Genomic DNA, 22,219 nt, shown 5'->3' on the forward strand with positions numbered 1-22,219 from the left:
CGTCCAAGGCCAGGGCGGCCGAGGACAGTGAAGATTTCCAAAACTCGGTATCCGGTAGATCGTAAGGCCGCTCCGCTTAAGTGAACAGCATTACGCGTTAATGCGGGCTTTGTTGTTTCTGAGGGATGGATCTTCGGCGCCTGTGCTGGCCTCATCGCGAGCAGGGCTCGCTCCCACGGGTTCAGTGCGGTTCTTGTGGGAGCGAGCCTGCTCGCGATGAGGCCAGTGAAGGCCACAAAAAAGCCCGCAGACAATCACTCATCTGCGGGCTTCGTCATTCCGGCGACCGGGACTCAGGCCTGGCGCTCATGCATCCGCGCCAGTTGCCGCTCCAGCATCGACGGGTACGGCTCCATCAGGCGCTCCACGCAGCACGCGCCTTCGGGGCTGGCGATAGGGCGGATGCGAGCGCGCTGGCGGATCAGGGCATCGTCGTTGATCTTGCGCTCCACCAGCAGCAGGTTGCGGCTGTGTTGCGACAGCGCCAGGGCGTCCTGGGCGGTTTCGGTCAGCAACAGGTCGATCTGGCTCAGGCCGAACAGGTCGTCGCCGAGGGTCAGGCCGAGTTGCAGTTGCAGGGTAATGCCGCTGTCGGCGACTTCGATCTGTAACTGATGACCCAGGGCCCGCAGCAATTCACCGCAGCAAATGGCATTGGTCAGGTAATCGTCACCGCTGTCTTCGGTATGGAACAGCATCAGGGTGCTGCCGTCGTTCAGGGTGTGCAATTCACCCTGGTAGAGCGAGGCGGCCTGGTCAAGGCAATCGCGGTAGCGTTCGAGCAGTTCCTTCAGGCGGGCCTGGGGCAGGCGACGCAGTTGGTCCTGGGCGCCCAATTGCACGGCCAGCACGGCACTGTGCTGTGGCAGGTTCGATACGGCGGGCCTGGCGAGTGGTTGCGGTTGCCCGGCAATCGACTCGTCCCGCAGGTCGGCGAAGGCCTCGTCGTCTTCTTCGTCTTCGACCGCCCGTACCACATGGCGAGGCGCGGGCCTGGAGGTCGGCATCGGCTGGCTTTCGTCGAAGCCGGGATCGCGCAGGTTGCGCACCTCGAATTCCGGTTCGGCCTCATCGTCGATGTAGTCGATGTCCTCGGGCTCCGGCACGGGTGCAGGTTCCGGCGCGAAACTGGCGTGCAGTTGCCGCGCCAGATCGCCGATTTCGTCCTGGCGCTGGGTGGCCGGGGTGTGTTCGTCGATGTCTCGTAGCCAGACGCGCAACTGCAGCAGTGGCGTGGAGAGATGCCGCCCCAGGCGCAGGCTCAAGGCCAGCGCCAGGGCCAGCAATATTGCGCTGAGGATGCCCATGCTTTGCAGGCTGATGGTCATCGGTTGCTGGAACTGGTCCATGTCCAGGCTGATGCGCAGTTGCCCGGCGGTCACGTCCTGGAAGGTGATCTTGCTCTGGTACATGCCGCCGGACTCGCCCAGCAGCCCAGGCTTGGGCCGCTGCCCCGCCTCGGCGAGGATGCGGTTGTCGACGCTGTAGATGGCGGCATGGGCCACCAGCTTGTTCTTGGTCAGGTTGTTGAGCAGCACGTTGAGGCTGAGGATGTCGTTGGACACCAGCAGCTCGGTGGCGGACGTGGCGGTCTGGGTGGTCAGGCTTTCACCCAGGGCATCGGCCTGCTCGTGCATGGCTTGTTTGAACTGCAGGCCCATTACGCAGGCATAGATGACCAGGGCCAATGCGACCAGAATCACGTTATGGCTGGCAATGCGCAATGCAATCGGCACACGACGGTGGCGCAGTGCACGGAAGATCAGCAGGAAGAAGTTGTCGGTTTTGACTGGCGTGGGCCGGTTCACTGAGCTCGGCTCTTTGTCCGTGAAATTGACGCGCAGTATAGCGACAGCCCCATGACCGGCAAAGCACTGGCGGTGCCCGATGGTCACTGAATATGGGTAGAATGCGGTTTTTTTCCACCTGCGGGGGTGCGCCTTGCGCGAAATCGTCCTGATAAACATCACTGGCAGCGACCGTCCGGGTCTGACTGCGGCCATTACCGGCGTTCTGGCCCAAGGTGGTGTGAACATTCTCGATATCGGTCAGGCGGTGATCCACGACACGCTATCGTTTGGCATCCTGGTTGAAATTCCGGATGCCGAACAGAGCAAATCGGTGCTCAAGGACATCCTGTTCACCGCTTACAAGCTCGATCAACAGGTACGCTTCACGCCGGTGTCCGAAGCGGACTACCAGCACTGGGTAGCCGGCCAGGGCAAGAAACGGCACATCGTCACCTTGTTGACCCGCAAGGTCAGCGCCGAGCAGTTGCAGCGCGTCAGTTCGATCACCGCCCAATACGGCCTGAACATCGATCACATCGACCGCTTGTCCGGGCGCATGCCGCTGGACACCCCGGCGGACAAGGGCAAGGGCTGCATCGAATTTTCCGTGCGCGGCGAGCCGGCCGATCCCCAGGCGTTGCGTGCCGAGTTCCTGAGCGTGGCCCAGGAGCTGAACGTCGACATCGCGTTCCAGGAAGACTCGCTGTTCCGGCGTAACCGTCGCCTGGCGGTGTTCGACATGGATTCGACCCTGATCGAAGCCGAAGTCATCGACGAACTGGCCAAGGCTGCCGGCGTGGGCGACAAGGTCTCGGCCATCACCGAGCGGGCCATGGCCGGCGAGCTGGATTTCCGTGCCAGCTTCAAGGAGCGCCTGGCCCTGCTTAAAGGTCTGGACGTCGGCGTGCTGGATTCCATTGGTGCTTCCCTGCGCCTGACCGAAGGCGCCGAGACCCTGTTCGCCGAGCTCAAGCGCCTGGGCTACAAGACCGCCATCCTGTCCGGCGGTTTTACCTACTTCGCCAAGCAGTTGCAGACCAGGCTCGGCATCGACTACGTATTCGCCAATGAGCTGGAAGTAGTGGACGGTAAAGTGACCGGCGTGGCCGTCGAGCCTATCGTCGATGCCCAGCGCAAAGCAGACCTGCTGCGGGAACTGGCCGAGAAAGAAGGCCTGCGCCTGGAGCAGACCATCGCCGTGGGCGACGGTGCCAATGACCTGCCGATGCTGGCGATAGCGGGCCTGGGCGTGGCGTTCCGGGCCAAGCCGCTGGTCAAGCAATCGGCCAGGCAAGCGATCTCGACTCTGGGGCTGGATGGGGTGTTGTACCTGCTCGGTTTCAGGGATCGTGACGGGCAGCTCTAACACGCAGCTACCCCTATTGCTTGTGGCTGAGGAATTTATCCTTGTGCTGAGGTATTTATCTGTGGCGAGGGGATTCAGCGAAACGTCGCACCGCCCCGCTGGGCTGCGCAGCAGCCCCAATACAGCCAACCCCTCACCAACCTGACACAGCGAAGTGTCAGGATTCAGGGCTGCTTTGCAGCCCAGCGGGGCGGTGCGACGTTTCGATAAATCCCCTCGCCACAAGGTATCTGTTGCCCGTTAAAGCGACTTCCACAACGAATCGAAATCCCCATCCCGGTCATCGCCACCCTCGGCGGGGCCGGCATCCTCCTGGTGATAGGCAAACTGGTTGAAGCTGTGGGTGCTGGTCACTCGTTGGTCCAGGCCGGCCCGGAGTTCCTGGCCATTGGTGTTGATCAGGACCTGTTGTCCCTCCTGGAACGGCAGACGCGGGGCGATCATGGTCGCGGGGAGTTCGATGGCGCTGATCTCGGGCAATAACAACCCCCGCAGATAATGACTGGGTTCATTCTTCTCCCGGAGCAATTGCACGCCGCAAGGCTGGGCATAGGGCGCGACCAGCTCGATGCCCATCTGCATGGTGCCACCGCGAACCTGGCGGATCCAGCGCACCACCGCGACGCTCCAGGCTTGATCATCGGTGTCCCGAATGCCGATCATTTCCCCGGCCTGCAGTTGTTCCGGTACTTCTTTCGGCCAGCCGAGGCAGTAACCCCCGGGGCTGTGGTTGACGATCGGCAATTGGTAGGTGGGGAAGTGGTGTTGGTTGTCCGACCCGCTACCCTCTTCATCGGCCGGGTTGACCGGGTACTCGATCTCTTCGTAGGGCAGCATGTCGCTGTCCCCCGTGGGGGCGGCGTCGAAGGCTTGCTTCCAGGTATCGTTGGTCTTGCTGGGCGAGGCTTCGAAGCGGGCCTTGCGGGTAGCGGGGGTCTTCAGGATTTCGCTGAAGGAGCGTTCACCGCCAAGGTAATAGTGCAAGGCGCTCATGCCTACGCATAGGGTCAGCGTGCCATTGCCTTCGGTGCGCTGGAAGCTGCGTTCGACGGCTTCACCCCAGGCGGCCTGCAGGTGCTGCAAGGTATCGGTGTTCATGCCGCCAGGTACCGGCAGGGTATGTTCGGCAGGTCGCTCCAGGTGGATGGCAATAGCGCGCACCAGCGGCTCAAGGTCGACGCCCAGCAGGCCCGGCTGTTGCTCGGTCCTGAACTTGGAGCGGTAGCGCGGCCCGATATCCAGCTCCGGCGCGACGGCGAACAGGCTGGTGGCCGTGCCGGTCGGGTCCAGCTTGATCCGTTGGCTCCAGGCTTCCAGCACTTCGGCCAGTCGTGCAATCTGCCCCTGGCGCAGCTGATTGCTGCGTGATGCGCCCAGCAGCAGGGCTACGACGTAGGTTTGCTCGGCACTCAGCTGCTGGACCTGGCTGACCAGGTCATCGTTGACACTTTGATGTTGCAACCGGTACTGGCAAGCGATCCGGTACAGCTGGTGCAGATCGAGCCATAGCCCTTCAGGCACCGGGCTGTACAACTCGGTGGCGCGCAGCAGGGGACCGTTGAGGGCATGCATCGCCCTTTGCAGCGCGGTACTCAGCAGGCGGGCCCGGTCCTTGGTGAACTTCGGTACGATGCGCGCCACGATCTGTTTGTAGCCCATCGCCAGGTGATTTTGCAGGGCCTGGCACAGGTTGACGATCTTGCGCGAGCGGTCATCGAGCACGATGGCCTGCTGCAGGAAATGCCGCTCCAGGTGCTTGCAGACGTAGTACACCTCGGGCCGCAGCAATTCGAGCAGCTGCAGGCGGTTCTCGCTGGGTGTGAGCAGCAGATTGAGTTCGCCGATGGCCTGGTACAGCAGGCGAGCCGTTTCGCCGATGTTGGCCTTGGGCAGGTTGGCGATCCAGCGCTTGAGGTCGCGCGGCGTGGCATCGCAGAATGTCAGGCGTGACTGTGTCGGGGTCGAGACACGCAATAGCTGGAGAGGGCTGGTCTCATTCATGCCGTGGACGGCTCCGGCTGGAAATGAAGGGGATGCCTTCAACTCTAGCAGGTGTTGCCCAAAGCAGCGTCCGATCTGTTCCGAAGGCAACCGTGGGAGCGAGCAGGGCTCACCCCCACAGGGAGGGGCAGTGGCCTTAGGCGCTGGGAAGCGCCAGCCCCTGGCCCATCCGCACCGGCGAGCCGGCCACCAGATCCTCGGCCCATTTCACCTGGCCTGGTCCGAACAGCACGATGGCGGTCGAGCCCAGTTTGAAGCGGCCCAGCTCGGCGCCTTTTTCCAGGTGGATCGGCGCGCGGGCGGCTTCGTCGTAGCGGAAGGTCTTCAGTTCGCGCTTGGGTGGCGTGACCAGCCCGGCCCAGACGGTTTCGATGGAGGCCACGATCATCGCGCCCACCAGCACCACGGCCATCGGCCCGCGCTCGGTGTCGAAAATGCACGCCACCCGTTCGTTGCGGGCGAACAGCTCCGGAACGTTTTCGGCGGTGGTCTGGTTGACCGAGAAGATGCGGCCCGGAATGTAGACCATTTCCCGCAAGGTGCCGGCCAGCGGCATGTGCACGCGGTGATAATCCTTGGGCGACAGGTAGATGGTGGCGAAATCGCCACCCATGAATGGCGCGGCGTTGGCCGAGTCGCCACCCAGCAGTTCCAGCACGCTGAAGCTGTGGCCCTTGGCCTGGAAGACCCGGCCATGCTCGATCGGGCCGAGCTGGCTGACGGCGCCGTCGGCAGGGCTGAGGACCGCGCCCGGCGTTTCATCCAGCGGCCGCGCGCCTTCTTTCAAGGCGCGGGTAAAGAACGCGTTGAAGTGCTCATAGGCGGTCAGGTCTTCCACCAGAGCCTGGGACATGTCCACTTGATAACGCTTGGCGAACCACTGGGTGAACGCGTTCTTGAACCAGCGCACGCGGCATTCGGCAATGCAGCCGGCCAGGCGTGACAGCAAGTGGTGGGGCAGCAGGTACTGAGTGATGATGAACAAACGGTTTTTCATTAAATGTCCTTAGGAACCTTCAAAGCTCGATCGGGGTGTCGGGGTGGTTGCCCCATTCGCCCCAGGAACCGGCGTAGCCCTTGACCCGTGGGTAACCGAGCGCCTTGGCCACCAGATAGGTGAAGCCGGAACGGTGGTGAGTCTGACAGTGGGTGATGACCTCTTTGTCCGGCGTGATGCCCAGTTGTTCGAGGATCTGCGGCATGTCCTGGCGGATGCGCAGGCTGCGCGCCTTGTCCATGCCCGCGGTCCATTCGAAATTGATCGCGCCGGGAATGTGACCACCCCTGGCCGCCACGACTTTCTCGCCCGAATATTCCAGCGGGCCGCGCGCGTCCCAGATCGCCAGGTCGGCGGCGCCGAGACGGCTTTGCAGGTATTCGCGGGTGGCGGTGGGTTCGTCGCGCAGCGTCAGTTGCACCGGGGCGCCGACGGAGGCCGGTACATCGGTGCTGACCGGCAGGCTTTCGTCCAGCCACGCCAGGAGGCCGCCGTCGAGGTAGTGGTACTTCGAATGGCCGATCACGTCCAGCAGCCAGATAAAGCGTCCGGCCCAGCCGCCACCTTCGTCGTCATAGACCACGTAGACCGCATCCGGGTTGTGCCCGAGCTCGCCGAACAGTGTCTCGAGATCGGCTTTGGCCGGCAACAGCCCCGGAGCTGGCGGCTGGCCCAATTGGGTGCGCTTGGGATCGACGAAGCGTGCGCCGGGAATGTGACCGGTGCTGTAGCGCGCGGCGCTGGTCAGGTCCACCAGAATCAGTTCGCGGGCTTCGAGACGCGGGAGCAGATCGCTTGGCTCGATCACCAGCGGCAAGCCAGAGAAGTCAGGCATGTCAGGTCTCCAGGGGCACAAAAGGAAGCGATTGTAGCAAGTTCAGCGACCGCGGTTGGTAAAGGTGTGCAGGGCTCGCTCGATGCACTGCACGGTCCTGCCGAAGGCTTGCACCGTTACATCCGTGAAGGGGCCGCCGCCCTGGTCCACGGCCACCAGCATGATCACCCGGCCATTGCAGGTCAAAGAGCGCAACAGCATGTGCTCGCCCTTGAACAGGGCGCGCAGGCCCGGTGGCAGCAGGGCCGAGAACTGCGCATTGTTCTCCGGGTTCAGGCGGACCTGGGCCTGCTGTGCCAGCAACCGTTGCAATACCTTGCTCTGGTCGATGGAGAAACTCATGGCCGCCGCCTCGGGGGGCAGGCCGGCAGTCTGGTGCACGCGCACGCTGGTCTGGCTGCGGTCGGCCATCAGGATCAACACCCTGCGCATGCCGCACGCCACCAGCGCATCCCGGGCCGAGGTGGTCAGGTGCATGGCGTTGCTGAACGGGCTCGGTTCCACCAGCAACGCCGCGCATCGCTTGCGCCACAGGGCCAGGTCTTCGGCGCTGGGTTGGGCGACGGAAGGCCCTGCGACCTGGACGCGACGGCTGCCGGGCGGCCAGAGCAGTGCCTCGGCCGGGTGCCAGAGGTCCGGCATGGCGTGGTGGCGGGCACTGTTGGCGGCCTGCTGGTGCATCTGTTGCTGAAGCTCATCCATGGGCATCTGCAGGTACAGGCTGGTGAGGTATTGCCAGCGGAGGTTGTGGGGACAGTCCCAGGCCTGATGCGCCGAAAGTGCCAGGCCGTTCGCCAGCAGCACGGTATTGGCCGGCTGGTTGAGCCAACGTCGCAGGGTCGGATCATCGTCCAGGCGATTCTGCTGGCGCAACGGATGTTCGCTGTCCCGGGCGATGCGTAACACCTTCACCAGTTCACGACGTTCGTTGAGCAGCAGGCGATAGCCTTGGGCCACCCAGATCGGCAAGCGCCAGGCTTCCACCACCGCGAGACAGATCTCCAGCAGGCCGACACCGAACAGTTCGCGTTCCACCTTGCTGGCCGACTGGCCTCTATGCATCACTCGCATCTCCCATTCCCCCAGCAACCGCGGGTGCGTCAGGGCCAGGGGCCAGAGCGGTGACAGGAACAGCAGGCTGCCCCAGTGGATGTCTTGCCACAGCCGCGCCAGGCGGCTGGCAAAGAAGCCATTGGCCTGTTGCGTGGCGTGCTGGCTGATCAATTGCAACTGGCGCAGGGTGACGGGGATCTCCTGCTCCGGCAGCGAGGGCAGGCGGGCGAGCAACTCCTCGGTACGTTTGAGGCCGAGGCGGTTGATGGCGACTTCGAGGTTTTCCGCCGGCTCAGTGAGGCTGCCGTGGGTATGATGGTTGGCTTCGCGGATGACGCTCAGGGCCAGGGCAGGACTGTCCTGCATGAGCTCGGCGATGTCACGTAGCGAGCGGCGGCTATCGGCGACGGCCTTGCAGACCTGGTCATGACTGGTCTGGGGCACCGGCAAATGCACGCCCTCGAGCAGTTTTACCCAGCCTTCGAGGGTGGTCGGTCGTGGGGTTGGAACCTTCGTTTCGTTAGCCATGGCTGGACGTGATCATCGCATGCTGCAACGTGGCAAACTGGCTTTTCGCCAGAACTGGCTATAGTCTGGCGCAGTTTTGCCGATAAGTAGAAGAAGAGATTTTCCAGCTTCCGAATATGACCTTGAACCCGACTTAAATAAGTACTTTCAATCTATGGCTAAAATTATCGGCATCATTGTCGTGTTCGCGAGCGTGCTCGGCGGATACGTGCTCTCCCATGGCAAGATTGCCGCCCTGATCCAACCCTTCGAGGTCATGATCATCGGTGGTGCGGCCCTTGGCGCATTCCTGCAGGCCAACCCCGGCTACATGACGATGCACGTGCTCAAGAAATCCTTGGGCATGTTCAGTTCGCGCTTCAGCCACACCTTCTATCTCGAGGTGCTGGGGCTGATCTACGAGATCCTCAACAAAAGCCGCCGCGAAGGCATGATGGCGATCGAGGGCGATATCGAAGACGCCGCCGCCAGCCCGATCTTTGCCAAGTACCCGGCAGTGCTCAAGGACGCCCGCATGACGGCGTTCATCTGTGATTACCTGCGCATCATGTCGTCCGGCAACATGGCCCCCCATGAGCTCGAAGGCCTGTTCGACATGGAGCTGTACAGCCTCAAGGAAGACCTTGAGCATCCGTCCCACGCCGTGACCGGCATCGCTGACGCCATGCCCGGCTTCGGTATCGTCGCGGCGGTACTGGGTATCGTGGTGACCATGGCTTCCCTGGGCGATGGCGACCAGAAGTCCATCGGCCTGCACGTGGGTGCGGCGCTGGTCGGTACCTTCTTCGGTATCCTGGCCGCTTATGGTTTCTTCGGTCCCCTGGCCCATTCCCTGGCCCATGATGCCAAGGAAGAACTCAACACCTACGAGGCCATCAAGGCCTCCCTGGTGGCCTCGGCCTCGGGCATGCCTCCTTCGCTGGCCGTGGAATTCGGCCGCAAGGTCCTGTACCCGGCGCACCGTCCAAGCTTTGCCGAGCTGGAACAAGCGGTTCGCGGTCGCTAAGCCATGGAGAACAACCAGCCGATCATCATCAAGCGTGTCAAGCGCATAGCCGCTGGACACCACGGGGGCGCCTGGAAAATCGCCTTCGCCGACTTCGCGACGGCGATGATGGCGTTCTTCCTGGTGCTATGGCTGCTGTCCACCGCGACCCCGGAACAGAAGATCGCCATCGCCGGTTACTTCAAGGACCCGGTCGGCTTCTCCGAAAGCGGCACGCCCTACATCATCGACCTGGGCGGATCGCCGACCCTCGCGCCGGAAAATACGCTCAACCCCGAGGTCAAGTCCCAGCCGCAGCCCGACAAGGTGACGGTGGATTCCGAGCAGGTCGAGGGTATGGCCGAGCAGGTCGAGCGCGAACGTCTGGAATTGTTGTTGCAGGAGTTGCAGAACAAGGTCGACGAGAACCCGCAACTGCAGAAATTCAAGGACCAGATCCTGTTCGAGATCACGCCGAACGGCTTGCGCATCCAGATCACGGATGCCGAGAACCGGCCGATGTTCGATTCCGGCAGCGCACGCCTGAAGCCTTATTTCGAGGACATCCTGCTGGCCATGGCCGACACCATCAAGGCGGTGCCGAACAAGATCAGCATCAGCGGCCACACCGACGCCAAGCCGTACGTCGGCAAGGGCGACTTCGGCAACTGGGAACTCTCCGCCAACCGCGCCAACGCGGCACGTCGTGCCCTGGTGGCCGGCAGCTATCCGGATGAGCAGGTGGCGCGGGTGGTCGGATATGCCTCTTCGGCGTTGTTCGACCGCAAGGATCCGTTCAATCCGGTCAACCGGCGTATCGATATCGTGGTGTTGACCAAGAAGGCCCAGAAGGCCATCGAAGGTTCGCAGACCGACGATCCGGCACCCGACCCGGCCCAGGGCGAGAGGGCCCCGGGCGAAGCACCGGCGGCGACGCCGGGGGCTGCGGCCGATCCGAACGCCTTGCCGGCCGATCAGCAACCGGTGCCGGCCCATGAGTTGCGCGAGCGTCTGAATCTGTTCGACGATGCCGCGCCGAAACCGCCGGGAACGCCTGCACAATAATCCAGCCGCCGATACCTGTGGCGAGGGGACAAGTCCCCTCGCCACAATTGTGTCTGGCTTACATCCCTTTGGGTCAGTAGCTGCTTTCCGGCAAGCTGGCGATGATCGAGCGATAGCTGTTCATCCGTTGCTGCTGCACGCGACCGTCTTCCAGTGCCTTGAGCAGGGCGCAGCCGGGTTCGCGGTCGTGCTTGCAGTCACGGAAGCGGCAGGTGCCGATCAGGTCGTTGAACTCGATGAACCCGGCCTCTACATCGGCCCGGCTGACATGGCCCAGGCCGAACTCGCGGATGCCTGGCGAGTCGATCAGCTCACCGCCGCCGGGAAAGTGGAACAGCCGCGCGGTAGTGGTGGTGTGGGTGCCCTGGCCCGACAGTTCGGACAGCGGCCCGACCCGGGTTTCGACCTCCGGCAGCAAGCTGTTGACCAACGAAGACTTGCCGACACCGGACTGGCCGACGAACACGCTGATGCGCCCGTCCAACTGCCGTTGCAATTGTTCCATGCCATTGCCGTGGTGGGCCGAGACTTCCAGCACCGGGTAACCCAGTTGCCGATAGACCGCCAGCAAGGCGTTCAACGCCGGGGCATTCTGCTCGTCGATCAGGTCGAACTTGTTGAGCAGCAACAACGGACGGATGCCGGCGTGTTCGGCCGCCACCAGATAGCGGTCGATCAGGTTGGCATGGGGCTCCGGCAGCGGGGCGAAGACGATGACGATCATGTCGACGTTGGCCGCCACCGGCTTGAGCTGGCCTCGGCTGTCCGGGCGACACAGTTCAGTGTGGCGCGGCAATTGTGCCACGATCACGCCAATACCCTGGTTGCCGGCACGCCAGACCACCTGGTCGCCGGTGACCAGCGCCGGCAGGTTCGCCCGCAGGTGGCAACGGAATACCTGGCCGGCCAACTCGCCTTCACGGGCCTCGACCTCGACCTGCACGCCGAAGTGGGCGATCACCAGGCCGGTCTGTTCGGGGCCGAGGTCGCCGCCTTCCAGGGCTTGCACCGCACTGGATTCGCGTTTGGCGGCGCGGGCTGCGCGTTCGCCCTGGATCTTTTCGATGCGCCAGTTCTGACGACGATTGAGTTGGCGTTTGGCCATGGGTGTTCCGTATGAAAATGCAGCGATTAGGTAAAACGGCGGCGAGTTTAGCACGCCCGCAGGCTTGCCTAGGCTAAACTGCGCAGCTACTCCGAGGAGCCCTTCCTATGCAAAACCCGCAGAACCTGATCTGGATCGACCTGGAAATGACCGGTCTGAACCCCGACACCGACGTCATCATCGAAATGGCCACCATCGTCACCGACAGTGATCTCAACACCCTGGCCGAGGGCCCGGTGATCGCGATCCATCATAGCGACGAGGTCCTGGCCGGCATGGACGAATGGAATACCCGCCAGCACGGCGGCTCGGGCCTGACCCAGCGGGTACGCGAGAGCAAAATCAGCATGGCCGAGGCCGAGGCCCAGACCATCGCCTTCCTGGAGCAGTGGGTGCCGAAGGGCAAGTCACCGATCTGTGGCAACAGCATCTGCCAGGACCGGCGCTTCCTCTATACCCATATGAAGTCCCTGGAAAGCTATTTCCATTACCGCAACCTGGACGTCTCCACCCTCAAGGAACTGGCCGCCCGCTGGGCACCTGAAGTGCGTGACAGCTTCCAGAAGGGTGGCAGCCACCTGGCCCTGGACGACATTCGCGAGTCCATTGCCGAGCTGCAGCATTACCGTAAGCATTTCATCAAGTTTTAAACAGTCATCACCGGTAAAAGAGCATTTTGTGGCGAGGGGATAAATCCCCTCGCCACAAGTTCTGCGCTTGCCGGGGCGATGACTGCCCTCTTTTGGTGCCTGCCCGAAATGGCTAGACTGCGCGCCTTCCTGCAAGGACCGCCATCATGTTGTTGATGCTCTATCTGATCGCCATCACCGCCGAAGCCATGACCGGCGCCCTGTCCGCCGGGCGGCGGGGCATGGACTGGTTCGGCGTGGTACTGATCGCCTGCGTCACGGCGCTGGGTGGCGGCTCGGTGCGCGACGTGTTGCTTGGGCATTACCCGCTCACCTGGGTCAAGCACCCGGAATACCTGGTGCTGACCACGGCGGCGGCAATGTTGACGGTGTTCCTGGCGCGCTGGATGCGTCATCTGCGCTCGATGTTCCTGGTGCTCGACGCCGTGGGCCTGGTGGCATTCACGCTGATCGGCTGCATGACGGCCCTGGAAATGGGGCATGGCATGTTGGTGGCGTCGGTCAGTGGCGTCATTACCGGCGTGTTTGGCGGTATTCTGCGCGACATCTTCTGTAACGATATTCCGCTGATCTTCCGGCGCGAGCTGTATGCCAGTGTCTCGTTTGCCGCCGCATGGTGTTATCTACTGTGCGTCTACCTGGCTTTGCCCAGTGAACAGGCTGTGCTCATCACCTTGTTCGGCGGTTTCCTGCTGCGGCTCCTGGCGATCCGCTTTCACTGGGAAATGCCGAAGTTCGTCTACAACGACGAGGTCTGACGCTGCGCGTGCTGGCGTAGCGCCCATTCCACATGCTCACGCACCAGCGCCGAGGAATGATCGCGGCGTGCCTCCAGTGCCTGAAGCACTGGAATCGTTGACGGTGCGTTGCCCAGGCCTACCGCCAGGTTGCGCAGCCAGCGCTCATAGCCGGCACGGCGCAGCGGTGAGCCTTCGGTGCTCTTGAGAAAGGTTTCCTCGTCCCACAGGAACAGCTCGGCCAGCCCGGCATTGTCCAGGTTGTGGCGTGGCTTGAAGTCATTTTCTCCGGATGGCCGGGCGAAACGGTTCCACGGGCAAACGATCTGACAGTCGTCGCAGCCGAACACCCGGTTGCCGATCAAGGGGCGCAGCTCTTCAGGAATCGCGCTTTTCAGCTCGATGGTCAGGTAGGAAATGCAGCGGCGGGCGTCCAGTACGTAGGGGCCGATGAAGGCATTGGTCGGACAGATGTCCAGGCATGCCGTGCATTTCCCACAGTGTTCGCTGGCGTGGGGCGGATCCACCGGCAGCGGCAGGTCGACAAACAGTTCGCTCAGGAAGAAATAACTGCCGGCCTTGCGGTTCAGTACCAGGGTGTTCTTGCCGATCCAGCCGAGGCCGGCCTGTTCGGCGATGGCTTTTTCCAGGACCGGTGCGCTGTCGACGAAGGCGCGGTAGCCGAAGGGGCCGATGACCGCCTGGATTTTTTCTGCCAATTGTTGCACGCGTTTACGGATCAATTTGTGGTAATCGCGGCCCAACGCATAACGCGAGACGTAGGCTTTTTCCGGTTGGCCGAGCATCTGCGCCATGTGCGTGTCGCCTGGCAGGTAGTCCATGCGCAGCGACACCACCCGCAGCGTGCCAGGCACCAGTTCGTCGGGATGCGAGCGCTTGCTGCCATGGGCGCCCATGTAATCCATTTCACCGTGGTAACCCGCATCGAGCCAGCGCTGCAGGTGTTGCTCATGCTCGCCAAGGTCCAGTCCGCTGATGCCGACTTGCTGGAAACCCAGCTCGCGGCCCCAGTCCTTGATGGATTGGGCGAGGGCGGGGAGATCGGTGGGAATGGCAGGCATGAGGCGAGAGAAACCGGAGCTGAGATGCGTATAATTCTGCCAGACATCGGAGCCTGAAGACGCATGCCGCACACTAAAGATGATTTTCCCGACGCACTGTACAGTGCCGCGCAGGTCCGGGCCCTTGATGCACAGCTGATTGCGGCAGGCACCACCGGCTTTGAATTGATGCAACGAGCGGCTCGCGCCACTTGGCGGGCCATCGTCCGACGCTGGCCTGATGCCAGTGAACTGACCGTGCTCGCCGGCCATGGCAACAACGCCGGCGACGGTTACCTGGTGGCTACCCTGGCCCGGCGTGCCGGTTGGTCGGTGCGGGTCCTGACGGTGGGCGAGCCCCGCCGTCTGCTGGGTGACGCCGCCAACGCCCATGCCGAGGCCGTCGCGGTTGGTGTACCGGTAGAACCCTGGTCGGATGAGTCGGAATTGCGCGGTGTGCTGCTGGATGCGTTGCTCGGGACCGGCTTGAGCGGCGAGGTGCGTGAGCCTTATGTCCGGGCCATCGATACGATCAACGTCAGTGGCCTCCCGGTCGCCGCGGTGGATATCCCCTCGGGGCTGTGTGCCGATACCGGACGGGTGCTGGGCACTGCGGTGAACGCCGATCTGACCGTGACCTTCATTGGCCTGAAGCTGGGCTTGTTCACCGGCGATGCCGCGGACCGGGTCGGTGAGTTGGTCTTCAACGACCTCCACGCCGATCCTGACATCGTTGAAGCGGCGCCGGTCACTGCCCGATTGCTCTCACCCCATAATCTGCCGCGTCTGACGCCTCGCGCGCCTACTTCCCACAAAGGCTCGTTCGGGCATGTCCTGTTGATCGGTGGCGACCGTGGGTTTGGCGGCGCTATCCAGATGAGTGCCGAAAGCGCCCTGCGTTGCGGTGCGGGCATGGTCTCCATGGCAACCCGCAGCGAGCATGTCGGCGCTGCGCTGACCCGTTTGCCGGAGGTCATGGTGCAAGGCACTCATTCGGCGAACCAACTGATGGGGTTGCTCAAGCAGGCCGGTGTGCTGGTGGTCGGGCCCGGACTGGGCCAGGCTGCGTGGGGCCGCAGTCTGTTGTCGGCGGCGGCCAATGCGCCGTTGCCCCAGGTATGGGACGCCGATGCACTGAATCTGCTGAGTGTCGGTGCGGTCAGCCTGCCGGAAGGCTGTGTGATCACCCCGCATCCGGGCGAAGCTGCGCGGCTCCTGGATATCTCCACGGCCCAGGTGCAGGCGGATCGCCCGGCTGCCGCACAGGCTTTGAGCAAAAAATACACAGCTACGGTGATTCTCAAGGGCGCCGGCAGTCTGATTGCCAGCCCGGACGGTCGCCTGGCCGTTTGCAGCCAGGGTCATCCTGCCATGGCGACCGCTGGTCTGGGGGATGTGCTGGCCGGAGTGGTCGGTGCGTTGCTCGCCCAAGGGTTGGCGGGCTTCGAGGCCGCGTGCCTGGCGGTGTGGCTGCACGCCAATGCCGGCACGCAAGCCGGTCGGTCGGGCCGGGGGCTGGCGGCGACCGATCTGATTCCGGCCATTCGTCAGTTGTTGGAGGAGCAATCACCTTGTCTGAAGTAACCCTGTATATGGCTGACGAACAAGCCATGACGGCATTCGGTGCCCGTATCGCGCGTATCACGGCGGGCCACGGTCTGGTTTTCCTCGTCGGCGACCTTGGCGCGGGCAAGACCACCTTGTCCCGGGGCATCATTCGCGGCCTCGGGCACGTCGGCGCGGTAAAAAGCCCCACGTTCACCTTGGTCGAACCCTACGAGATCGGCGACATCCGTGCGTTTCATTTTGACCTGTATCGATTGGTAGACCCCGAGGAACTGGAGTTCCTCGGCATTCGCGATTATTTCGAGGATGACGCCTTGTGTCTGATCGAATGGCCCGATAAGGGTGCAGGCTTTTTGCCAAAGCCTGACCTGACCATTACCATTGGCGCGCAGAACGGCGGGCGTTCGCTGAAACTGACGCCGCAAGGCTCGCGTGGCGAGTCGTGGTGTGCCGCTTTGGCATTGGAAAACTAATTGATGATGGGGTTTGGTATGCGCTTTCGCGCGGTGGTTGCTGTCGTAGGACTGTTGCTTACGGCACTGGCCGTCGATGCTGTGGCTGAGACAAAGGTCAACAGCGTTCGCCTCTGGCGGGCGCCGGACAACACGCGGCTGGTGTTCGACCTTACCGGCCCTGTGCAACACAGCGTATTCACTCTGACCGCCCCGGATCGCCTGGTGATCGACATCAATGGCGCATCCCTTGGCGCGCCGTTGAACGTGGCGACCGCCAACACGCCGATTACCGCGATGCGTTCGGCCCAGCGTACGCCGACCGACCTGCGGGTGGTCATCGACCTGAAAAAAGCCGTGACCCCGAAAAGCTTCACCCTCGCCCCGAACGCCCAGTACGGCAACCGGCTGGTGGTGGACCTGTTCGACAACCCGGCCGACGCCGCGCCGCCTCCACCGGCGCCGACCAATGTCGCCACGGTGCCGGCGGTGCCGGTCACGCCGACCGAGCCTGCGATCAAGCTGCCACCGGCCCCGGCCGGCAAGCGCGACATCATCGTGGTGATCGACGCCGGTCACGGCGGCGAAGACCCGGGCGCGTCAGGCTCGCGGGGCCAGCGTGAAAAAGACGTGGTGCTGTCCATCGCCCGCGAGCTGCAACGCCAGGTCAATGGCATGAAAGGCTTCCGTGCCGAACTGACCCGTACCGGCGACTACTTCATCCCGTTGCGTGGCCGTACCGAAATCGCCCGCAAGAAAGGCGCTGACCTGTTCGTTTCCATCCACGCCGATGCGGCCCCTTCGGCGGCGGCTTTCGGCGCCTCGGTGTTTGCCCTGTCTGACCGTGGCGCTACTTCCGAGACCGCCCGTTGGCTGGCCGACAGCGAAAACCGTTCCGACCTGATCGGTGGTGCCGGCAATGTCAGCCTCGACGACAAGGACCGGATGCTGGCTGGCGTGTTGCTCGATCTGTCGATGACCGCCTCGCTGACCTCCAGCCTGAACGTCGGCCAGAAAGTCCTGAGCAACATTGGCCGTGTCACGCCACTGCACAAACAGCGTGTCGAGCAGGCCGGGTTCATGGTGCTAAAGTCCCCGGACATCCCATCGATCCTGGTGGAGACCGGCTTCATCTCCAACTCCAACGAAGCCTCCAAGCTGTCGTCGTCCAGCCATCAGCAAGCGCTGGCCCGTTCCATCAGCAGCGGTGTGCGCCAGTTCTTCCAGCAAAACCCGCCGCCGGGCACCTACATTGCCTGGCTGCGCGATTCCGGCAAGATCGCCCAGGGGCCACGGGACCATCGGGTCAGCGCCGGCGAAACCCTGGCAATGATCGCTGTGCGCTACCAGGTGTCGCCCGCGACCTTGCGCAGCGTCAACAACCTCAAGAGTGATGAGCTGAAGATCGGTCAGACCCTGACCATTCCCGGCAACGAAGTGGCGTCCAAGCAATGAGCGATGAAGTGATCGGCAGCAACGCGCGCATCGAACTGCTCAGCCCTCGGCTGGCGAACCAGATCGCCGCCGGTGAGGTGGTGGAGCGCCCGGCGTCGGTCATCAAGGAATTGCTGGAGAACAGCCTCGATTCCGGGGCCAAGCGCATTGACGTGGATGTCGAGCAGGGTGGCGTCAAGTTGTTGCGAGTGCGCGATGACGGTGGCGGTATTTCTGCCGACGACCTGCCGCTGGCCCTGGCGCGTCACGCCACCAGCAAGATCCGCGACCTGGAAGACCTCGAGCGGGTCATGAGCCTGGGGTTTCGTGGCGAAGCGCTGGCCTCCATCAGCTCGGTGTCGCGTCTGACGTTGACCTCGCGCACCCGCGATGCCGAGCAGGCCTGGCAGGTCGAGACCGAAGGTCGGGACATGGCGTCTCGCGTCCAGCCTGCGGCCCATCCGGTGGGCACTTCGGTGGAAGTGCGCGACCTGTTCTTCAATACCCCGGCCCGCCGCAAGTTCCTCAAGGCCGAAAAGACCGAATTCGATCATCTGCAGGAAGTCATCAAGCGCCTGGCCCTGGCGCGTTTTGACGTAGCGTTCCACTTGCGCCATAACGGCAAGACCATCCTCAGCCTGCACGAGGCCCGTGACGACGCGGCCCGTGCCCGCCGTGTGGGCGCGGTGTGTGGTGCGGGCTTCCTGGAGCAGGCATTGCCCATCGAGGTCGAGCGCAACGGCCTGCACCTGTGGGGGTGGGTCGGGTTGCCGACCTTTTCCCGCAGTCAGGCTGACCTGCAGTACTTCTACGTGAATGGTCGGGCGGTGCGCGACAAACTGGTGGCCCATGCGGTGCGCCAGGCCTATCGCGACGTGTTGTTCAACGGCCGGCATCCGACCTTCGTGCTGTTTTTCGAAGTCGACCCGTCGGTGGTGGACGTCAACGTGCACCCGACCAAGCACGAAGTGCGCTTTCGCGATGGACGCATGGTGCACGATTTCCTCTACGGCACCTTGCACCGCGCGTTGGGCGATGTGCGTCCGGAAGACCAGCTGGCGGCGCCGGCTGCGGTGGCCGGCATGGTCCGACCGACCGGGCTGGAAGCCGGCGAATTCGGGCCCCAAGGCGAGATGCGCCTGGCATCCAATACGTTGTTGGAGCAGCCCCAGGCCCAGCCGAGCTACAACGCACCGGGCAGCGGTGCAGGCAGCGGCTATCAGTACCAATACACGCCGCGCCCGCAATCGAACGTGCCAGCAGCCGAGGCCCAGGCTGCCTATCGCGAATTCTTCAAACCCTTGCCAGAAAGCGCAGCGCCCTCGTTGCCCGACGGCCAAGGTGACATTCCGCCGTTGGGTTACGCCCTGGCGCAACTCAAAGGCATCTATATCCTCTCGGAAAACACCCAGGGCCTGGTCCTGGTGGACATGCACGCGGCCCACGAGCGGATCATGTACGAGCGGCTGAAGATCGCCATGGCCAGCGAAGGCCTGAGCGGCCAGCCGTTGCTGGTGCCTGAGTCCCTGGCAGTCAGCCAGCGTGAAGCCGATTGCGCCGAAGAGCACGTGAGCTGGTTCCAGCGCCTGGGCTTCGAACTGCAACGGCTGGGCCCGGAAACCCTGGCGATCCGGCAGATCCCAGCCTTGCTCAAGCAGGCCGAGGCCAATCGACTGGTCAGCGATGTGCTGGCGGACCTGATGGAATACGGCACCAGCGACCGCATCCAGGCGCATCTGAACGAATTGCTCGGCACCATGGCCTGCCACGGTGCGATACGCGCCAACCGGCGCCTGGCCCTGCCGGAAATGAACGGTTTGCTGCGGGACATGGAAAACACCGAGCGCAGTGGCCAATGCAACCACGGCCGGCCGACCTGGACCCAACTGGGCCTGGATGACCTGGACAAACTGTTCCTGCGTGGTCGTTGATGAGCCAACTGCCCCCTGCGATTTTCCTGATGGGCCCGACCGCCGCCGGCAAGACCGACCTGGCCATCGAGCTGACCAAAGTCCTGCCCTGCGAGCTGATCAGCGTCGACTCGGCGCTGGTCTACCGGGGCATGGACATCGGCACGGCCAAACCTTCAAAAGCGCTGCTGGCGGAATTCCCCCATCGGCTGATCGACATCCTGGACCCGGCCGAGGCCTACTCGGCCGCGGATTTCCGCCGCGATGCCCTCCAGGCCATGGCCGACATCACCGCGCGGGGCAAGATCCCGCTGCTGGTGGGTGGGACGATGCTGTATTACAAGGCCTTGATCGATGGGTTGGCCGACATGCCGGCGGCCGATCCCGACGTGCGCGCGCAAATAGAAGCGGAGGCCGCGCGCCTGGGCTGGCAGGCCCTGCACGAGCAATTGGCGGTCATCGACCCGGAGTCGGCGGCGCGTATTCACCCCAACGATCCCCAGCGCCTGAGCCGCGCCCTGGAGGTTTATCGGGTCAGCGGCCAGAGTATGACGGCCCTGCGCCAGCGACAATCTGCGCAAAGTACTGAAGCAGCCGCTTCGGGACTGCAACAATTACCCTATACTGTCGCGAATCTGGCCATCGCCCCGGCGAACCGGCAAGTGCTGCATCGTCGAATTGAACAAAGATTCACATTAATGTTGGAACAGGGATTCATAGACGAGGTCGTAGCCCTGCGTGAGCGAAGTGACCTGCATGCCGGGTTGCCGTCTATACGTGCGGTGGGTTATCGACAAGTCTGGGATTACCTGGACGGCAAGCTGACGTCAGCCGAGATGCAGGAGCGTGGGATCATAGCCACGCGCCAGTTGGCGAAGCGCCAGTTCACCTGGTTGCGCAGCTGGACTGACCTGCATTGGCTCGACAGCCTTGATTGCGACAATCTGCCACGCGCCTTGAAATACCTGGGGACCGTCTCCATATTGAGCTGAGTCCTTGCAATTGCCGTCTATCCTTGGGGGTGTGACGGCCAGAGTCATCTGATTCCGATTTTTATTATTGATCCTTAAAGGAGTGCGGCACATGTCAAAAGGGCATTCGCTACAAGACCCTTACTTGAACACTTTACGTAAAGAGAAAGTCGGGGTGTCCATCTATCTGGTCAACGGGATCAAACTGCAAGGCACGATCGAGTCTTTCGACCAGTTCGTCATCCTTCTGAAAAACACCGTCAGCCAGATGGTCTACAAACACGCTATCTCGACAGTCGTGCCGGTCCGTCCAATTCGTCTGCCAAGCGCAACCGAATCCGAAAGCGGTGACGCTGAGCCGGGTAACGCCTGATAGGAGTCTCCTTTGTTCTTTGAGCGCCACGGTGGTGGTGAGCGGGCCATTCTCGTTCACCTGGATGGACAGGACCCTGAGGCGCGCGAAGACCCGCAGGAGTTTCAGGAGTTGGCACTTTCGGCCGGCGCCGAGACCGTCGCGTTTTTCAACGTGCCGCGTCATCGGCCAACCGCCAAATTCCTGATCGGCAGCGGCAAGGTCGAGGAACTGCGCGACCTGGTCAAGACCGAAGAAGCCGATCTGGTGATCTTCAATCACATCCTCACGCCCAGTCAGGAGCGTAACCTCGAACGCGTATTCGAGTGTCGCGTGATTGACCGTACGGGCCTGATTCTCGATATCTTCGCCCAGCGCGCCCGTACCCATGAAGGCAAGCTCCAGGTCGAACTGGCCCAGCTCGAGCACATGAGCACGCGGCTGGTGCGTGGCTGGACCCACCTTGAGCGGCAGAAGGGTGGTATCGGTCTGCGCGGTCCGGGTGAAACCCAGTTGGAAACCGACCGACGTCTGTTGCGGATTCGCTTGCGCCAGATCAAGGGGCGCCTGGAGAAGGTCCGCAGCCAGCGCGAGCAATCACGGCGCGGCCGCAAGCGTGCGGACATCCCGACGGTTTCCCTGGTGGGCTACACCAACGCCGGCAAATCGACGCTGTTCAATAACGTGACCCAGTCGGACGTCTATGCCGCCGACCAGTTGTTCGCCACACTCGACCCGACCCTGCGTCGGCTCGACCTGGACGACCTCGGGCCGATCGTGCTGGCCGACACCGTGGGTTTCATCCGCCACCTGCCGCATAAACTGGTCGAGGCTTTCCGGGCTACGCTCGAAGAGTCGAGCAACTCCGACCTGCTGCTGCATGTGATCGATGCCGCTGAGCCGGACCGTATGCTGCAGATCGAGCAGGTCATGGTGGTGCTCGGTGAGATCGGAGCCCAGGACTTGCCGATCCTGGAGGTATACAACAAACTCGATTTGCTCGAAGGCGTGGAGCCGCAGATCCAGCGCGATGCCGATGGCAAGCCGCAGCGGGTCTGGTTGTCGGCCCGGGACGGCACCGGTCTCGAACTGCTCCAGCAGGCGGTGGCGGAGTTATTGGGCAGCGATCTGTTTGTCGGTACCTTGAAGCTGCCGCAACGGTTCGCCCGCCTGCGTGCCCAGTTCTTCGAGCTGGGTGCGGTGCAGAAAGAAGAGCATGACGAAGAAGGCACTTGCCTGCTGGCGGTTCGCCTGCCGCGGTCGGAGCTGAATCGGCTGGTCAGTCGTGAAGGACTGAAACCGGTGGAATTCATCGAGCAACACACTTTGCAATAAAAGCCTGAGAAAGCTGTGTCAGGCAT

At 62.9% G+C, this 22,219-nt stretch carries 19 protein-coding genes; 12 read left to right on the plus strand and 7 right to left on the minus strand.

What is annotated here, in order from left to right; genetic code table 11:
* Window positions 1-293: 293 nt before the first annotated feature.
* Entirely contained in the window at window positions 294-1,808 is a 1,515-nt protein-coding gene (locus FBY02_RS13675) for an AhpA/YtjB family protein (RefSeq protein ID WP_144928375.1), read from the minus strand.
* A 133-nt stretch (window positions 1,809-1,941) separates the two neighbouring features.
* On the opposite strand from FBY02_RS13675, the gene serB reads away from it, so the two are divergent.
* Window positions 1,942-3,156: a phosphoserine phosphatase SerB gene (gene serB / locus FBY02_RS13680; RefSeq protein WP_144928377.1), complete on the plus strand. Its 1,215-nt coding sequence runs from the start codon at window positions 1,942-1,944 to the stop codon at window positions 3,154-3,156.
* Between the two features lie 240 nt (window positions 3,157-3,396).
* Here serB and FBY02_RS13685 read toward each other — a convergent pair whose 3' ends face one another.
* The 4 genes from FBY02_RS13685 to FBY02_RS13700 form a co-directional block, all read right to left on the minus strand.
* Window positions 3,397-5,157 (minus strand): molecular chaperone, encoded by a 1,761-nt coding sequence (locus FBY02_RS13685; RefSeq protein ID WP_144928379.1) that lies wholly within the window; start codon window positions 5,155-5,157, stop codon window positions 3,397-3,399.
* 136 nt (window positions 5,158-5,293) lie between these two features.
* Window positions 5,294-6,154 carry an archaetidylserine decarboxylase gene (gene asd / locus FBY02_RS13690; RefSeq protein ID WP_144928381.1) on the minus strand — a complete coding sequence of 287 codons (861 nt, stop codon included), beginning with the start codon at window positions 6,152-6,154 and terminating at the stop codon, window positions 5,294-5,296.
* A 19-nt stretch (window positions 6,155-6,173) separates the two neighbouring features.
* A complete protein-coding gene (gene rhdA / locus FBY02_RS13695; RefSeq protein WP_144928383.1) occupies window positions 6,174-6,989 on the minus strand; it encodes a thiosulfate sulfurtransferase in 816 nt (271 codons plus the stop codon).
* Window positions 6,990-7,031: 42 nt separating this feature from the next.
* On the minus strand, window positions 7,032-8,570 hold the full coding sequence (locus FBY02_RS13700; protein WP_144928385.1) for an HDOD domain-containing protein: 1,539 nt from the start codon (window positions 8,568-8,570) through the stop codon (window positions 7,032-7,034).
* A 154-nt stretch (window positions 8,571-8,724) separates the two neighbouring features.
* On the opposite strand from FBY02_RS13700, the gene motA reads away from it, so the two are divergent.
* Window positions 8,725-9,576 carry a flagellar motor stator protein MotA gene (motA, locus tag FBY02_RS13705; RefSeq protein WP_024780812.1) on the plus strand — a complete coding sequence of 284 codons (852 nt, stop codon included), beginning with the start codon at window positions 8,725-8,727 and terminating at the stop codon, window positions 9,574-9,576.
* Window positions 9,577-9,579: 3 nt separating this feature from the next.
* Window positions 9,580-10,620 carry a flagellar motor protein MotB gene (gene motB, locus FBY02_RS13710; protein WP_144928387.1) on the plus strand — a complete coding sequence of 347 codons (1,041 nt, stop codon included), beginning with the start codon at window positions 9,580-9,582 and terminating at the stop codon, window positions 10,618-10,620.
* A 73-nt stretch (window positions 10,621-10,693) separates the two neighbouring features.
* Here motB and rsgA read toward each other — a convergent pair whose 3' ends face one another.
* Entirely contained in the window at window positions 10,694-11,725 is a 1,032-nt protein-coding gene (rsgA, locus tag FBY02_RS13715; RefSeq protein WP_041020802.1) for a small ribosomal subunit biogenesis GTPase RsgA, read from the minus strand.
* Between the two features lie 107 nt (window positions 11,726-11,832).
* Between rsgA and orn the strand changes: the two genes are divergently transcribed.
* Together orn and FBY02_RS13725 are read left to right on the plus strand one after the other, a co-directional pair.
* Window positions 11,833-12,375: an oligoribonuclease gene (gene orn, locus FBY02_RS13720; protein ID WP_047227302.1), complete on the plus strand. Its 543-nt coding sequence runs from the start codon at window positions 11,833-11,835 to the stop codon at window positions 12,373-12,375.
* Between the two features lie 143 nt (window positions 12,376-12,518).
* Window positions 12,519-13,133 (plus strand): trimeric intracellular cation channel family protein, encoded by a 615-nt coding sequence (locus FBY02_RS13725; protein WP_178111847.1) that lies wholly within the window; start codon window positions 12,519-12,521, stop codon window positions 13,131-13,133.
* Here the strand turns inward: FBY02_RS13725 and queG are convergent.
* Entirely contained in the window at window positions 13,115-14,194 is a 1,080-nt protein-coding gene (queG, locus tag FBY02_RS13730; RefSeq protein WP_144928391.1) for a tRNA epoxyqueuosine(34) reductase QueG, read from the minus strand. The two genes, FBY02_RS13725 and queG, sit on opposite strands and share 19 nt — an antisense overlap.
* A 63-nt stretch (window positions 14,195-14,257) precedes the next feature.
* On the opposite strand from queG, the gene FBY02_RS13735 reads away from it, so the two are divergent.
* The 7 genes from FBY02_RS13735 (at window position 14,258) to hflX (ending at window position 22,193) form a co-directional block, all read left to right on the plus strand.
* A complete protein-coding gene (locus tag FBY02_RS13735) occupies window positions 14,258-15,757 on the plus strand; it encodes an NAD(P)H-hydrate dehydratase (protein WP_144928393.1) in 1,500 nt (499 codons plus the stop codon).
* Window positions 15,745-16,212 (plus strand): tRNA (adenosine(37)-N6)-threonylcarbamoyltransferase complex ATPase subunit type 1 TsaE, encoded by a 468-nt coding sequence (gene tsaE, locus FBY02_RS13740; RefSeq protein WP_047700359.1) that lies wholly within the window; start codon window positions 15,745-15,747, stop codon window positions 16,210-16,212. Before FBY02_RS13735 ends, tsaE begins: the two co-directional genes overlap by 13 nt.
* A gap of 3 nt (window positions 16,213-16,215) precedes the next feature.
* A complete protein-coding gene (locus FBY02_RS13745; RefSeq protein ID WP_144928395.1) occupies window positions 16,216-17,646 on the plus strand; it encodes an N-acetylmuramoyl-L-alanine amidase in 1,431 nt (476 codons plus the stop codon).
* Window positions 17,643-19,556, plus strand: coding sequence for a DNA mismatch repair endonuclease MutL (mutL, locus tag FBY02_RS13750; RefSeq protein WP_144928397.1), 1,914 nt, complete (start codon window positions 17,643-17,645; stop codon window positions 19,554-19,556). Before FBY02_RS13745 ends, mutL begins: the two co-directional genes overlap by 4 nt.
* Window positions 19,556-20,527 carry a tRNA (adenosine(37)-N6)-dimethylallyltransferase MiaA gene (miaA, locus tag FBY02_RS13755; RefSeq protein WP_144928399.1) on the plus strand — a complete coding sequence of 324 codons (972 nt, stop codon included), beginning with the start codon at window positions 19,556-19,558 and terminating at the stop codon, window positions 20,525-20,527. Before mutL ends, miaA begins: the two co-directional genes overlap by 1 nt.
* A gap of 91 nt (window positions 20,528-20,618) precedes the next feature.
* Window positions 20,619-20,879: an RNA chaperone Hfq gene (hfq, locus tag FBY02_RS13760; RefSeq protein WP_144928401.1), complete on the plus strand. Its 261-nt coding sequence runs from the start codon at window positions 20,619-20,621 to the stop codon at window positions 20,877-20,879.
* Window positions 20,880-20,891: 12 nt separating this feature from the next.
* Window positions 20,892-22,193: a ribosome rescue GTPase HflX gene (gene hflX, locus FBY02_RS13765; RefSeq protein ID WP_144928403.1), complete on the plus strand. Its 1,302-nt coding sequence runs from the start codon at window positions 20,892-20,894 to the stop codon at window positions 22,191-22,193.
* The last annotated feature ends 26 nt before the right edge of the window (window positions 22,194-22,219 follow it).

It is taken from the genome of Pseudomonas sp. SJZ078, assembly GCF_007828255.1.
GTDB lineage: Bacteria > Pseudomonadota > Gammaproteobacteria > Pseudomonadales > Pseudomonadaceae > Aquipseudomonas.

What these genes read in the sequence shown, in the direction of transcription:
- miaA (WP_144928399.1), top strand. Translation starts at nt 19,556, where the DNA reads ATGAGCCAACTGCCCCCTGCGATTTTCCTGATGGGCCCGACCGCCGCC.
- FBY02_RS13700 (WP_144928385.1), bottom strand. Translation starts at nt 8,570, where the DNA reads ATGGCTAACGAAACGAAGGTTCCAACCCCACGACCGACCACCCTCGAA.
- orn (WP_047227302.1), top strand. Translation starts at nt 11,833, where the DNA reads ATGCAAAACCCGCAGAACCTGATCTGGATCGACCTGGAAATGACCGGT.
- motB (WP_144928387.1), top strand. Translation starts at nt 9,580, where the DNA reads ATGGAGAACAACCAGCCGATCATCATCAAGCGTGTCAAGCGCATAGCC.
- FBY02_RS13685 (WP_144928379.1), bottom strand. Translation starts at nt 5,157, where the DNA reads ATGAATGAGACCAGCCCTCTCCAGCTATTGCGTGTCTCGACCCCGACA.
- rsgA (WP_041020802.1), bottom strand. Translation starts at nt 11,725, where the DNA reads ATGGCCAAACGCCAACTCAATCGTCGTCAGAACTGGCGCATCGAAAAG.
- FBY02_RS13745 (WP_144928395.1), top strand. Translation starts at nt 16,216, where the DNA reads ATGATGGGGTTTGGTATGCGCTTTCGCGCGGTGGTTGCTGTCGTAGGA.
- rhdA (WP_144928383.1), bottom strand. Translation starts at nt 6,989, where the DNA reads ATGCCTGACTTCTCTGGCTTGCCGCTGGTGATCGAGCCAAGCGATCTG.
- motA (WP_024780812.1), top strand. Translation starts at nt 8,725, where the DNA reads ATGGCTAAAATTATCGGCATCATTGTCGTGTTCGCGAGCGTGCTCGGC.
- FBY02_RS13735 (WP_144928393.1), top strand. Translation starts at nt 14,258, where the DNA reads ATGCCGCACACTAAAGATGATTTTCCCGACGCACTGTACAGTGCCGCG.
- asd (WP_144928381.1), bottom strand. Translation starts at nt 6,154, where the DNA reads ATGAAAAACCGTTTGTTCATCATCACTCAGTACCTGCTGCCCCACCAC.
- mutL (WP_144928397.1), top strand. Translation starts at nt 17,643, where the DNA reads ATGAGCGATGAAGTGATCGGCAGCAACGCGCGCATCGAACTGCTCAGC.
- hfq (WP_144928401.1), top strand. Translation starts at nt 20,619, where the DNA reads ATGTCAAAAGGGCATTCGCTACAAGACCCTTACTTGAACACTTTACGT.
- queG (WP_144928391.1), bottom strand. Translation starts at nt 14,194, where the DNA reads ATGCCTGCCATTCCCACCGATCTCCCCGCCCTCGCCCAATCCATCAAG.